Source organism: Telluribacter roseus, from assembly GCF_017355915.2.
GTDB lineage: Bacteria > Bacteroidota > Bacteroidia > Cytophagales > Spirosomataceae > Telluribacter.
The window spans coordinates 1-14,106 of record NZ_JAFEUV020000014.1 but is presented as its reverse complement, the minus strand read 5'-3'; the positions used below and the strand labels follow the sequence as shown (position 1 = coordinate 14,106).

Below are 14,106 nucleotides of genomic sequence, written 5' to 3'. Positions count from 1 at the left end.
ATACGACTTCCCTTCCCGCTCTGGGTTTAATCCTTTACCTCCAAAAATAACGGCCAGCACTCACCCATTGCTTAGCGGGCTCTGTTAAAGAATGTTAAAAAAAGGAGGCGCCCGTCAGCCGGCACTCCAAAGGGCTTATTTTTGTTAGGTAGAGTACCCCAAAGTCGCTCTGCCGACGGCAGATGTTGCATAGCTTACCAGAAAAATGACCAAAAGGAAGATACAGATTATAGTGGGTTTGATGTGCCTGGCCCTGGTCGGGCTGATCGGGTTTCAGTGGTACTGGATCAGGGAAGCCATTGCCATTCGTAACGAACAGTTTAACCATAAGGTGGCGGAGTCGGTACAGGCCGTTGTACACCGCCTCGAGAAGCAGGAGATGATGTACCTGCTGCAGCAACGCATCGAGGCCGAACAGCAGCAGGCCCGGTTTGACCGGATTACGCAGGTCAACGAGAAACGCAAACCCAGGCCATCCAAAGCAACTACGGCAGGAGCCGGGGCTACAAACGCTCCCGATCCCTCTGAGCGACGGTTCCCGGATCAGCGGCTCCCGGAGCGACGGCTCCCGGAGCGACGGCTCCCGGAGCAGCAGATGGCAGCCATGGCGCCGCCGCAAAATCTTGAAATTACGGTGGGGCCCATGGGCGAGGTACACTACCAGTTCTATACCGAGGTAGCGCCATCGGATGTGTTGAGTCCCAACTTCCGGGTCATGGCCGACCACCAGCAGCGGATCATCGAAGAGTTTTTTCAGGCCCAGCGGCTGGGACTGGCGGGACTGGATGAATTTGTGCGGCGGCGGATGGAGGAGGAAAAACGACTGGGGGCTTTTCTTCAGGAAACCGCACCCGGACGCCGGGCCAAATCCGGCTCCCCGCGTGACAGTACAGCGGGCCGGGCAGGCAGCCGGGCTGCCGTCGAAAAGCCTGCGAAGGATATACCCGCCAAATCTACGGCAGTCACCCGACCCGCAGAGAAAGCCCCCGTGGAGAGAGCCCCCCTTGATCGGGCGGAGCTACTCCGGGACGTGATGAAAGACCTCATGTACACCCAGCGCCCCATCCGGGAGCGTGTCAACCGTTTCCTGCTGGACTCACTCCTGAAGAAAGAACTGGCGCAGAATGGCATCACGCTACCCTACGAGTTTGCGGTACGTACGCAGGCCGGAGGTAGTCCCGTACTGGCTACGGCCGAGCTCAAGGCCGGCGACTGGGAGCAGCACGCCTACAAGGCATCCCTGTTTCCGAGCGAGATGCTCAGCGGCAACAACCTCCTGTACGTGTACTTCCCGGAGCAGCAGCAGTACATCCTCAGCAAGATGAGCGCCATGCTGGCGGGTTCGGCGGTGCTGGTGCTGGTGATCCTGGCGTGCTTCTACCTGGCCGTTACCACCATCCTGCGGCAGAAAAAGCTGTCGGATATCAAGAACGACTTTATCAACAACATGACGCACGAGTTCAAGACGCCTATATCCACCATTGCCCTGGCAACCGATATGGCCCAGGAAAATGTCGGCACAGTACCCGCGCCCGACCTGACCGTGCGCCTGAACCGCTACCTGGGTATCATACGCGAAGAGAACAAGCGGCTGGGTACCCACGTCGAGAAAGTACTACAGATGGCCCTGCTGGACCGGGGCGACGTGAAGCTGAAGCAGACCGAGGTCAACCTGCACGACCTCATCGAAAAGGTACTAGACAACCTGGGTGTTCAGATTGAGCAGCGGCAGGGCGAGGTAGAGCTGGACTTCGAGGCCGATCAGGAGCTGGTATTGGGCGACGAACTGCACCTGACCAACGTACTCTACAACCTCGTGGACAATGCCATTAAGTACTCTCCCGACCAGCTGCACCTGACCATCCGCACCCGCAACGAACCTATCGGCCCTGGCCAGGGGAGGCCCGGCATCCGGATTGACGTTGCCGACCGGGGCATTGGTATGACGCGCGATCAGGTGAGCCGCATCTTTGACAAGTTTTACCGCGTACCTACCGGAAACCTGCACAACGTCAAAGGCTTCGGGCTGGGCCTCAGCTACGTCAAGAAAATGGTAGAGGTACACGAAGGCACCATCCAGGTCGAAAGCCGCCCGGGGCTGGGAAGCCAGTTTAGTATTCAATTACCAGTGGCTTCAATGACCAGTGAGTGAATGAGTGAATGAGTGAATGAGTGAATGAGCGGGCGCCGATGCGGTGAAAGAGCGGCCCGCTAGTAACCTGTTTACGATGACCAGTACTCTTAGTGTTAACTGAATAGTTTGTGAAGAGCAGAGCCCCGGAGGGGCAGAACCTTAGTAGAAATAGGCCTATTCATGAATGTAACCCCAGCGGGGTGATACCATCAAAAGGCCTACAATCTATGCAATCAATGATAACCACCTGGCCGACCGCCAGTGGGAAATAGTAGTTTATATAAGCCGCTGCCAGGGTGAATAATGACCGCAGTAGGAGGGAAAACTCTATGTTACTCGGTGCTATAACTCATTGACCTCTGTGGTTAACTATATTCGTGTGCTAATTTCAATGTAAAACTATATTCTTAGCCCAACACTTGACAGAAGGGCTTACTATATACAGCTAATAGCTAACACCTAATAACTAACACCTACCAATGCGTTTACTTCTCGTTGAAGACGATCCGAATCTGGGGGGGCTCCTGCAGGAGTACCTGACCCACAAAGGCTACCCCACCGACCTGGCTACCGATGGGCAGCAGGGGTGGCAGGCTTTTGTGGATAGGGAGTACGATCTCTGTATTTTTGATGTCATGATGCCCCGGAAAGATGGTTTTTCGCTGGCTAAGGAGGTACGCATGAGCGGTCGGGATGTACCTATCATCTTCCTGACCGCCAAATCCATGAAGGAAGATACCATCCAGGGTTTCCGGGTAGGCGCCGACGACTACGTTACCAAGCCCTTCGACCAGGACGAACTCCTCCTGCGCATCGAGGCGATCCTGCGCCGGTACCGCCGGCAACCGGGCCGGGGCGTGGCCGACAGCACGCCCGACTCGCACATCTACCAGGTAGGTACCTATACCTTTGACTACGACCACCAGCAGCTTCGCCGCAACGGCGACACCACCCGCCTGACCAGCAAAGAATCCGAGCTGCTCAAGCTCTTCTGCCAGAACCTCAACCAGCCCATCAGCCGCAGCTACGCCCTCAAAATGATCTGGGGAGACGACTCCTACTTCAACGCCCGTAGCATGGATGTGTACGTGACCAAGCTCCGCAAGCACCTCCGCGACGACCCCGACGTCCAGCTCATGAACCTCCACGGCGAAGGCTTTAAACTGATGAGCAGCTAGTTAATTGTGATTGAGTGAATGAGTGAATGAGCGATTGAGTGACGGCTGCGCGGAGGAATGGTAAGAATGGAGGAAGTAAATAATGACCGCTGTGGGAGGCAAACCTCCGGCGGCCGCAAGGTAAGGAGGAGATACTCTCGTTTTTTCTAATCAGCATAATCAAACTCTGTGGTCCTCTGTGAGGTACTCTCTTTACTCTGTGGTAAAACGAGCAAAGGACGCGTAGTCTAAATTCAGCATTCCTGATTCAGCATTCAGAATTCCTACAAACTATCTTTGCAACGGCTGAATCGGTTTTCAGCCGTTTTTGTTATTAGTACTTATTACTAAAAGCTTATTGCATACAGCATATAGCCCAAAGCTCTAACAAAATGATCTATATACCCCGTCGTCCCCGCCGCAACCGTAAGTCCGCCGCCATTCGCGAGCTGGCGCAGGAAACTACCCTGCAGGTTTCGGATCTGATATTCCCCATGTTTGTGCAGGAAGGCACCGGCCTCCGTACCGAGATCAAATCCCTGCCTGGCATCTACCGTTTTTCCAAAGACGCGCTGCTCGAAGAGCTGAAGGAAGTGACCGACCTGGGCATCAAGGCCATCTGCCTGTTTCCGATGTACCCCGAAGACAAGAAGGACAAGTACGCCACCGAGAGCCACCGAGAAGGTACCCTCTACCTCGACACCCTCAAAGCCGTTAAGGACCGCTTCCCCGACCTGGCCCTGATGACCGACATCGCCATGGACCCGTACAGCAGCGACGGCCACGACGGCGTAGTCGAGAACGGGCAGATTGTCAATGACCTGACCCTTGAGGTACTGGGCAGGATGGCCGTGGCCCAGGCCAAAGCCGGTGCCGATATCCTCGGTCCCAGTGACATGATGGACGGCCGCGTGGGCTACATCCGCGACCTGCTCGACGCCGAAGGCTACTCCAACGTCAGCATCATGTCTTATACCGCCAAATACGCCAGCGCGTTCTACGGCCCCTTCCGGGATGCGCTCGCGTCGGCTCCCCGCTTCGGCGACAAAAAGACGTACCAGATGAATCCGGCCAACCGCCGCGAGGCCCTGATCGAAGCCCAGCTCGATATGGAGGAAGGCGCTGACTTCCTGATGGTCAAGCCCGCCCTGTCGTACCTGGATATCATCCGCCTGCTCCACGACAACTTCGACCTGCCCATCGCTGCGTATAACGTATCGGGTGAGTACGCCATGATCAAGGCCGCCGGACAGAACGGCTGGATCGACGGTCAACGGGCCATGCTGGAAGTCCTGCTGAGCATCCGCCGTGCCGGCGCCAAAGCCATCCTGACCTACTTCGCCAAAGAAGTAGCGGAGGTGCTGAATGAGCGGTAATTAATGACCAATGACCAGTGTCCAGTGACCAATGGGAGCAGGAAAGGCGGCCGCCGCGCGGAGGAAAGAAGGAAAGCAGGAAAGTAAAATGCTGCGTTACCCTGGACTATACTGCCTCTTTTCACGCTGCGATTGAATAAATACAATGACAAACATTTCCAACTAGAAAAGAATAAAGCCCATACCCTTAGCTATCAGCTGCTGAGTATGGGTTTTATTTGTTGCGATGATCAGTCGTAAACACCGCCCTTCCTCCTTTCTTACCCTTCCTCCCTTCCTGCTTTCCTCCTTTGATCATTGGTTACTGGTCACTGGTCATTGACTAGCGGTCATTGATTTCGTGAACGGTCGTGGTTTCGGGATTTTCTTTTAGTTCTTTGTGGCAGGCACCCTATTGTGCTTTACTCATCGTTATCCTCGTATCTTTATGAAGAGAAAATCTCTACTCTACACAGCCGGTGTAGTGGCGCTATTGTATAGCTGCTCCACCAAAGATTTATCCTCCGTTGATCCCTTTGGTTATTCGGTCAAAGACCTAGAAAAGGTAAGCCTGCCCGAAGTTAGCTTTGAGCGTCCGGCTCCCATCACGGTGGCTCCCGGCGCACTCAAAGTAACCGCTCTGGGGGCTGCGGCCGTTACCGAGCTATCGGGTACCGGTACCCTATCGTCTTCTACCCAGCAATTTGCGGATGCCGTGGTCCGTACGGCGCCTCAGGCCGAAGCCAGTGCCGTAATCCGCGAAACAACCTCCGCTACCCTGGCCCAGATCCTGAACCAGAAGGCCTATACCGGAGCGCAGAAGGGCTTCATCAGTTCTTTCAAAAAGCTGCCGGCCCAGGCTGCAGGGTACCTGCCTCAGCTCACGCTACCCGTCGTGCAGGGTAAGCCCGCCGCCGCCCGTACCGGAGCGGTTGAAGGAACTGCCGCCCCCGTTACGGTAGAGGCCGTCACTAAAGGAGAGGACGGTTGTAAGAGCTCCGCGTTGGAAGCCCTGCAGAAGGTACTCCAGAAACTACAGGACAAAAAGGGAGACCAGCTGGCTAAAGCCGAAGCCGAGTACCAGAAAGATCTGAAAGAAGCCCGCACCGCAGACAAGTGCGAAGCCGAAAAGAACCGCAAGTCGGCCGTACAGGAACTAGACAAAAAGTACAAGAAGCTGTACAGCGACCTGGAGAAGAACAAGAAAAACACCACCAGTGCCGCGGCCCTCAACGCGCTGTTCTACGCCGAGCTGGATGGCATCAATACCCTCTACCAGCAGGAGCTGGCCGCCTGTAATCAGGCCGTATCCCTGCGTGAAGCCGCTGCCATGGCTGCCTTCAACAACAACAAGCAGAAGATCGAGGCCGGCTACAAGCAGGAAGCCGACAAAGCCACCGGCATTGCCAACGCCATCATCAACGCCTGCCACAACCAGGGAGGAGGAAAGTAGTTTCAGTGACTAGTGACGAGTTCTCAGCTAATAAAGTGAAGTAATTGGTAAAAACAATAGTTTAGAGAAGAGAGACGCTACAAATATACATATAGCGTCTCTCTTGGTATATAAAAGTATAGCTTATAAGGCGTTGCAGACCTAGGATTTGTGCGTTCAAAACTATGTTACTTTCCTCTTCCCAGAACCATCACCATCACCGTCTGAAAGATTAAGCTGATGTCCTGTCGAAGGCTATACTTGCTCAGGTACTGCAGGTCGTACTTGAGCCGATTCACGTTCTCAGTTATGTTAGTCGCATAACCTACTTTGATCTGTCCGATGGAGGTGATGCCTGGTTTTACGGTCAGGATCTTCTTAAACTCATGTGGTGCCGCCTGCATGAGCATGTCCACATCGTACTTGAATAGCGGCCGGGGGCCTACGATGGACATATCCCCCTTAATCACGTTCAGGAACTGCGGTAGCTCGTCCAGACGGCTGCGGCGCAGAAAGTGTCCTATTGGTGTAATGCGTGGGTCATGATCCCCCTGCGAGTGTTGCATTCCCATCTTATCAGCATCCACGTACATAGAGCGGAACTTGTAGATCTTGAAGATCTGGCCCCACTGTCCTGAACGCTCCTGCAGGAAGAACACCGGCCCCTTCGATGTTAACTTCACGGCCAGTATCACTAGCAGAAACACCGGGAATCCTACCATCATAACTGTCAAGGAAAAAGCCAGATCAAAGACTCGCTTTACCGTCTGTTCTCTCATATTGGAGAAAGGCTTAGTAGAAACTTCGATGACGGGATAGACATCATGATACTCAATGGTAGCCAGATTGGTCATGAAGCCACGGAAGTCAGGCACCAGCCGCACCTGAGTGCGCTGGCGTTCGCCCACTCTAATAATACAGCGTACCTGCTCATCTGTCAATTGGGAGAGGCAGCAGTAGATGTAATTGAGCTTGTTCAGTTCCATGTACTGTTCTAAAGCCGCTTCGTCGGTCGTGTCGCTTCTGAACTCAAATAATCCGCTGTATCGGTAACCCAGTTCTGGGCGCTGCGTATAGAAATCTTTAATTACATCGATGAGTTCATCACTACCAATTACAGCATAGCTACGAAAATTGTAGCCTGCCTGCCGGTATAGTTTGAGTGACAGCAGTAGGCCAGCCCGGGTTACAGTTGCAGTTAGGACAAACAATGTATAGGATAACCCCATCTGGAGCCGCGAGTATACCTCACCCTGCTTGATCAGGTATAAAAAAGCCATCAGACTAAAAGCATGCAATAAGGCTGCTTTTAGAAAATTGCCGGTTTGATCATTGAAGTTATACGACAAACGGGTAAAATGGTAAGTCTTTAAGCTGTAGATAGTAAGTATCCACAGCAGATTACCTACCAGTAATAAATTGATGAAGCGATTGTCTAACTCTATTGATGTGTTATCAAACCATACCAGATGTACCGCCAGAAAGGAAGCATTAAGTAGCAAAATGTCCGTCCAAAGATGAGTTTTGGAAGGTAGGCTAGTTGAGCGACTTTTCATAAATAGTGTGGTATAGTGTATGACAATACTACTTTTGACATTTGGGACGAAACAGCGGTAGGCTATTGCGTTTTTACCTTAAATTATAGTATGGCAGGTATATTAAATAACCCAATCAGTTTGTACTCTACAGTAACTATACCTCCTGCGCGACAGGCCGTTCAATTTCTTCTGGAGTTACAAGTTGTAACAGCTTAGTTTCGAAATCACTCATAATACCGGCCTTATCTATATTCTTATCAGCATAACTGCGAGCATTGGCCTTATACATATCTAAATCCGTATGGAGTGCGTAATTGATTCCCTCCACAAGAGCCCCTACTGACTCAGGCTCGACAAGGATTCCCATCTCATTTTTATTTACAATATCATATAGTGTGGTACCGGGAAGCGCAGTAACCAAGGGGCAACCACCAGCGGCCAGTATACTAGTAAGTTTGGAAGGCATGACTAAGTCAGCAGCGGATTTTTTTTGAAGTACCAGATGCAGATCCGCCGTGGCCAGTAGGGCCGATAGCTTTTCGTAAGGCTGCAAGGGCAAGAAACGAACATTTGTTAAACCATACTGCTTCACCAACTCCTCAAGTCGTATTTTGCCCCCTCCTGATCCTACTATCAGAAAACATATACTGGCGTCCTGCAAGTGTTGTGCTGCTTGAATCAGCAAATCCAGTCCCTGTTTTTCTCCCAAATTTCCTGAGTAAAGTACGACTTTCTGGTCATCAGCTATATCTAGTTCATGCCTTAAAGACTCTTCTCTGTAAAGTGGACGTATGGTGTGCACATCTACCCAATTGGGGAACATAATGATTTTCGGTAAAGGTATACCCTTCTTCTCGATCTTCATTTGCATACCAATGCTAATGGTAGACACAGCTTCTGCATGGTTTAGCAGATACCTTTCAGCTTTGAGCATCAGATTAAGGAAGCGCTGATTTTTGATCATTCCCAGGTCCCGGGCTGCATCCACCTGTAGATCCTGAATGTGGCATATAAAAGGTACGCCTCTGAGTTTAGAGTATAAGAGCGGCAAAAAGCCCAGGTGAAAAGGAGGGTTAATGCATAAAACTACATCAAACCCCCTTCCGAAGAAAATAGGTAGCCAGAATACTAGCGAACTGAATACGAAGGAGAACTCATGGATTATACGTTTGGCTGCTGAGGTAGGATTGGTAACGTACAGCGGGCAGCGATGGACTTTTACCCCATCTACTTCTTCTGTATGCCAAGCTTTACCTTTATACATTGGATGAACTTCCCACTCCGGATAGTAAGGCATGGCTGTAATGGCAGAAATGTCATGTCCTTGCTGGGCCATCCAACAGCCCATTTCTCCTGTATATTTGCCTATTCCGGTTAACTCCGGAGCATAGTTGATGCCGTAAATAAGAACTCTCATATATCAAAAGTTTGGATAGTACTTTTTTAAAGTCTATCAGCTAAGCCGATAGTACTACATCATAAAACTATATGTAAATGCCAGAACTTTACCATACCAATTGCTCAATAGCTAAATAGTATAATTAGAGATTCAGCAGGAGGTGTGCTGCAAGATATGACTAATACAGTTTTATAATTAGTTGCCGGTTTTGGAGCGTGGCATCAACAAATTGTTTGAGGAGGAGGATCTTTACAAGTATACTATGTCTAACTATATTTTAGAGGTTTTACCGCTTTGTTAGTATTGTTCAGGCTGTCAAAATGCATTTTCTCTTTTGCCTTCAATACAATAAAATATTCATAAATAGCTTGCAATGTTGCATAGATGATTCCTGCTCTGCCGTCTAAAAAGGCTCTTCTATATAATATCATATAAAGCCATTTAAGAATTGGACGTCCGGGTAGTTTGTAAAATATTCCCTTTTGATGAAAACGCTTTTCATTAAAATCTTTGCTAAAGAGGGCTTTTTGCAAAGAGAATGTAGTCAGTCCATTTTGCTCCTCTAACCATCGCTTAGCTTCCATTGTGGAATATTGATTATGTTTGCTTAGCCAATGGTTGATACCTTTTGAAAACGGGTAGTGGTCGAAAAAGCCATCAATGTCCTCTACTACTCCGTCTACTTCCAATACTTCATTAATATCTCTATGATACCGAGCTTTACCCTTTCTTACAAGCCGGATGTAAAAAGGAGAGATTTGTGCATGTTTTAGCCAGCTATTGTATAAAAAATCCCTCCTTCTAATTCTGAAGCCGCTGACGTTTAGAGAGGCTCTGCTGATATGTTTATTCAACAATACCGGCAAAGACTCAGGAATCCTTTCGTCAGCGTCCAGAATCAATATCCAGGGGTACTTAAAGTCTAGGTTATCAAGTGCGGCGTTTCGCTGGGAGGCATAAGAGTCAAACTCCCGTTGTGTTACCTTCGCGCCTGCTCTAACAGCGATCTCCACGGTTCTATCCTGGCTAAATGAATCAAAGACATGTAAATCGTCACACCAAGAAACCGAATCTAAACATGCAGGTAAATCCTGTTCCTCATTCTTTGTTAAAATCAATACGGATATGTCTATCATTTTGGCGACGAATTTTGCTAAGGGGACATTAGAACTCTTCCATCTCATTCAACGTGAGATGGTCAATGTAAAAGCTATTTTTAATCTTCTCTTGTAAGAGTTGTATTATCTTTGTTCCGTCGTATTCCTCTAAATACTTATTGTAGAATGCTAATACAAAGTATTTAGGCTGACTACTGGTAAATAGCTCGTCTTATGATCAATTTGATATGACAAATAGGTTGTCTTGATTTCAATAAATCATAATAAACAATGGTGACCTTAAGTCATGCCTTGATATCGATGTTAAATTAACCTAATAAGCTGATTTAAGGCACTTGAATATTATCAAGTGGTACAGCATGTTATCAAATGGTCAGTACCTAATTATGGTTTTAGGAAAGGCTTAAATAGATGTCAGTAGATTCTGTTGAAAACAGTTAAAACAGCCTTTAGCTGGCGTTTAGGGGGGCGCTATCATAACTTGGTAACGCTGATGACATAATTTAGAAGAAAAGTATATACGGGGCTAAAAGTGTTAGGTATACGTATACTTAGAGGACTTTAAAAAGTAGCGCCGAGAATTTTGAATAGATCTTCAGTCCTGTACTAGCCCCCCTAAAAACCTGGAACTGGATTCTACTAATTAAACCCCTTAAATTAGTAGGACTATGTCTAGGAGGAAAGTTTCAGTCGAAGAGAAGTTGGCGATCCTAAAAGAGGCCGAGGCCACTGGGATTACCCAGACTATCCGCCGCCACGGGATTTACGCCAAGATGATCTACTGCTGGCGGGAGCAGTTGGAGACCGGGGGCCGGGAAGGCCTTAAGTCCTATCAGCGCGTTGATCCCGAACTGCGGCGTCTACAGTTAGAAAATCTGGCTTCAAAGAAGCTAATTGCTGAAAAAGATCGGACTGCCGAAGCAGCTAGCTCTTGCCGTGAAGGAGGAATTGTTAAAAAAACGCAATCGAGAAACAAGGCCGGCTAATGGTAGCCTCCCACCGCGTCGGCGGTCCGATTCATCAGCCAGGGCTATCAAACCAAGCAGGTTCTGAGTCTCTTGCAGATTCCTACCAGCAGCTGGTATTACCAGAGCACCGGCGGCAGACAGGGGCTAAGGCCCAGTACTCATACCCGGACATTGGACGACTGGCTGCTTCCCAACCAGGAGATCGTCAGGCGGATTGAGGAGCTCTTGCAGCAGGATTTCGTGGACTATGGCTACATCAAGGTCACCCATCGCATCGGCGCTCCGATGGCTGCGCCAGAACTTGAATGTGATCATCAACTTCAAGAAAGCGGCCGCCGCGCGGTCTACCGGCTCATGAAGGAGAATAAACTGCCTTACAGTCAACACTGTAGGGGCAAGAAGGGCAAGACGTTCATTAAGTTCAGGGTGCCCAAACCGCAGCTACCCTTGGAGCACATGGAGGTCGATATCAAGTATATCTGGATTCACGGGAGCCGACGGATGGCCTACCTGTTGTCGGTGATCGACATCAAGACGCGGGCCATTCTGGGATGGATCTTGCAGCACAGCATCCGCAAGAACGATGTGGTCAGCCTGATGCGGGCCATCGCCGCCTGGTACTGTCTGCCTTTGAAAGTTACCGTCCGGAGTGACAACGGCGCGCAGTTTGAGGCCAGGATGGTGCGTGAATGCTTTAGTGAAATGCACATCCATCAAGACGGGGGCGCCCGAGCGATTTAGCCATGTGGCCACCCCGCAGGATAACGGCCATATTGACCGGGCTGCCGGCGCAGTCTTATCATCACATTGTCAAGAAGGCTGTCTGCAACGTGTACGAGTTTTTCGACCTGCATCAGGCTAGTGAGATCATCCGGCAGTTCGTTTATTTTTACAATGGCGAGCGGCTGCACTCTGGTATTGGGTATCTTAGCCCCAACCAGTACTTTTTCAAACTAGGCATGAAAATACCCCCTCATTAATAGGAAAACGCCGTGAAAATAGATTATTCAAAGAATGTTAATTTGTATCAATTTGTAGAATCTGATTCCAGGAAATAAGGGGTTAGATCAGTCCAAATATGATGAGTTTTATTACAATTTATCATCATGCTTGAGTTCGTTAAGTCATGAGAGAATATATCATGAAGTTTACTGTACGATTTCCCTTACAAGATTAAGTATTCGTGATAATGCTTGTTCAGTTAGGACTAAATGCTGTTTATTAGCCAAATGTCGTACTTGACTAGATTTTTGAGGGGGAGCACTTATAGTCTGAAATCTAAGGTTGTAGGCCTTGGCAATGGCCGAATAGTGTTCAGGAGGGCTTAACTCGCTTCTAATCTCAATAATAGTAGTATCAGGCTTGCAAAAAATTATATTTGTTAGTGCTGCTCCGTGTAAAGCAACAACAACGCTAGCCTTGGATAGTAAACTAGCTTGTTCTGTAAAAGATATGTATCTTGGGTTAATGATTTTAAAGCCGAGCCTTTGTAGCTCACCACAAAGAATTTCCTCACCGATGAGCTGCCTTTTAGCCTCTCTTCCCCTTTTTAAATAAATTTTACTTCTTTCTCCTGTATCCTCTTTGTATAAAGGCAGCTGATACAGTTGATCAAGTAGGTTTTTCTTCCATATCGGAAAAGATCTACCACAATCTATATATTCAGCTACTACAAGATCTTTAACTCGCGCTAGTTCGAAAGGATGAAGCCTTATAACTTTATTTGCATCGAATCCCAGGGCAGAAAGGGAGCTTATCTCATAAGACGTTGCAGGATGGTGTAGTATCAGAATACGATCGTTCATATCCTTTACCTCTTGTTTGATTTTAATCAATCTGGGGAGAAGGTCAGTTATCCAGTGAAAATAATTACCTTTTGCGTTTGGTGTAATAAGAAATACTCCTTTGTTGATGGTATGTTTTACGAGTCCCAGATAAGGTGATGTAACGCTAGGGTGCAGTTCTCTTCCCCACGGAAAATGGAGAAATTGCTCATATACCTGATCTTTTTCGTTGATGATGGCTCCTCCATATAGGCCACTGCATAAGGCTTCCCGGAACGACCAAACCTTTGGTCCTTCTATTCTGGAAGATATATTCAGTTGCTCTTCAGGTACACTGACTATAGAAGGTGCCTTCAGACTAGGGTTTCCTAGTTGTACTTGCCTGGCTATTAGCTTCAGTATCCTCAGACATAGTGAGAATAATATATGATATAGCTTATTTGGAACAGGTATGGCCATGCGTTGCCTGTAAAGCAGTAATCTATCGTGAGAGTTGTCCTTTGTATGTACATATATGCCCTTCATTAGCTAGGCCATTTAGATGCTACAATTCAATTTTACTATTTGTATTAATGAGGTAATTGAACAGCCATCGCAAGCGTATGGATTCTAATATTTATATACTATCATTTATTCTTTTTATACGCAAAGTACATCATTAAGTAGCACTCTCTGCTTATATAAATGTAGCTATATATGATTATACAATATAGCCTATTTATAATTTTAATTTTTTTTTAATATTTTCCATTATATCAATGAGCTAAGGGTAAACGTATATTGTTCAGCGCTTCTGCCTACATGAATTTTATCAAATGGTACATTATCTTATTTAACGGTATATTAAAAAGGGGGGCTATTTTGCATGATGAGTAAGTAGATTATCTTTTATCAAAGCCAAGCTAAATTTATTTCCAGCAATTATTTTATATTTAGGGCCTCTTCCAATCTGCATTAGCAGAGATGGAAGTGATGTGTAATGGTGGTGATTCTTCCTTGACAGTTGAGTAGGAAAGCCTTCGCCTAGTGAATTTAGATTGGGATTTATACTTGTATACATATAGATTCTGTAGGGCGGCTTCAAAGGCGTTATTTTATATGTAAGCTGCTTACACTACTATATTATTGATGCGTGAATTAATCCGTAAAGAATGCAACTTCCTTCTTGCGGAAGAATACTTGAATTAAGGCTGGATCTTCCTCCAGCAAGTTTATCTGATC

Annotated in this window: 11 protein-coding genes; 7 read left to right on the top strand and 4 right to left on the bottom strand. The window is 48.0% G+C overall.

Features of this window, described 5'->3' with window-relative positions:
• Positions 1-205: 205 nt before the first annotated feature.
• The 4 genes from JTN23_RS20780 to JTN23_RS20765 all read left to right on the top strand — a co-directional run bounded on the left by JTN23_RS20780 (position 206) and on the right by JTN23_RS20765 (position 6,099).
• A complete protein-coding gene (locus JTN23_RS20780) occupies positions 206-2,152 on the top strand; it encodes a sensor histidine kinase (protein WP_247236988.1) in 1,947 nt (648 codons plus the stop codon).
• Positions 2,153-2,613: 461 nt separating this feature from the next.
• A complete protein-coding gene (locus JTN23_RS20775; protein WP_247236987.1) occupies positions 2,614-3,312 on the top strand; it encodes a response regulator transcription factor in 699 nt (232 codons plus the stop codon).
• A 371-nt stretch (positions 3,313-3,683) separates the two neighbouring features.
• Positions 3,684-4,667, top strand: coding sequence for a porphobilinogen synthase (hemB, locus tag JTN23_RS20770; protein ID WP_247236986.1), 984 nt, complete (start codon positions 3,684-3,686; stop codon positions 4,665-4,667).
• Positions 4,668-5,094: 427 nt separating this feature from the next.
• A complete protein-coding gene (locus JTN23_RS20765; protein WP_247236985.1) occupies positions 5,095-6,099 on the top strand; it encodes a hypothetical protein in 1,005 nt (334 codons plus the stop codon).
• A gap of 167 nt (positions 6,100-6,266) precedes the next feature.
• On the opposite strand, the gene JTN23_RS20760 is transcribed toward JTN23_RS20765, so the two are convergent.
• The 3 genes from JTN23_RS20760 to JTN23_RS20750 all read right to left on the bottom strand — a co-directional run bounded on the left by JTN23_RS20760 (position 6,267) and on the right by JTN23_RS20750 (position 10,151).
• Complete coding sequence (locus JTN23_RS20760; protein WP_247236984.1) at positions 6,267-7,634, bottom strand: sugar transferase; 1,368 nt, start codon at positions 7,632-7,634, stop codon at positions 6,267-6,269.
• Between the two features lie 136 nt (positions 7,635-7,770).
• Complete coding sequence (locus JTN23_RS20755) at positions 7,771-9,033, bottom strand: WcaI family glycosyltransferase (RefSeq protein WP_247236983.1); 1,263 nt, start codon at positions 9,031-9,033, stop codon at positions 7,771-7,773.
• Positions 9,034-9,281: 248 nt separating this feature from the next.
• The gene (locus JTN23_RS20750) at positions 9,282-10,151 is read right to left on the bottom strand and encodes a glycosyltransferase family 2 protein (RefSeq protein ID WP_247236982.1); all 870 of its coding nucleotides are present in this window, start codon (positions 10,149-10,151) and stop codon (positions 9,282-9,284) included.
• A 650-nt stretch (positions 10,152-10,801) separates the two neighbouring features.
• On the opposite strand from JTN23_RS20750, the gene JTN23_RS20745 reads away from it, so the two are divergent.
• The 3 genes from JTN23_RS20745 to JTN23_RS20735 all read left to right on the top strand — a co-directional run bounded on the left by JTN23_RS20745 (position 10,802) and on the right by JTN23_RS20735 (position 12,081).
• Positions 10,802-11,119: a transposase gene (locus JTN23_RS20745; protein ID WP_247236981.1), complete on the top strand. Its 318-nt coding sequence runs from the start codon at positions 10,802-10,804 to the stop codon at positions 11,117-11,119.
• Positions 11,120-11,272: 153 nt separating this feature from the next.
• Positions 11,273-11,842: a DDE-type integrase/transposase/recombinase gene (locus JTN23_RS20740; RefSeq protein ID WP_247236980.1), complete on the top strand. Its 570-nt coding sequence runs from the start codon at positions 11,273-11,275 to the stop codon at positions 11,840-11,842.
• Between the two features lie 2 nt (positions 11,843-11,844).
• Positions 11,845-12,081, top strand: a complete 237-nt coding sequence (locus JTN23_RS20735) for an integrase core domain-containing protein (protein WP_247236979.1) — start codon at positions 11,845-11,847, stop codon at positions 12,079-12,081.
• 168 nt (positions 12,082-12,249) lie between these two features.
• Here the strand turns inward: JTN23_RS20735 and JTN23_RS20730 are convergent, their stop codons facing one another.
• Positions 12,250-13,344: a glycosyltransferase family 61 protein gene (locus tag JTN23_RS20730; protein WP_247236978.1), complete on the bottom strand. Its 1,095-nt coding sequence runs from the start codon at positions 13,342-13,344 to the stop codon at positions 12,250-12,252.
• Positions 13,345-14,106 lie beyond the last annotated feature (762 nt).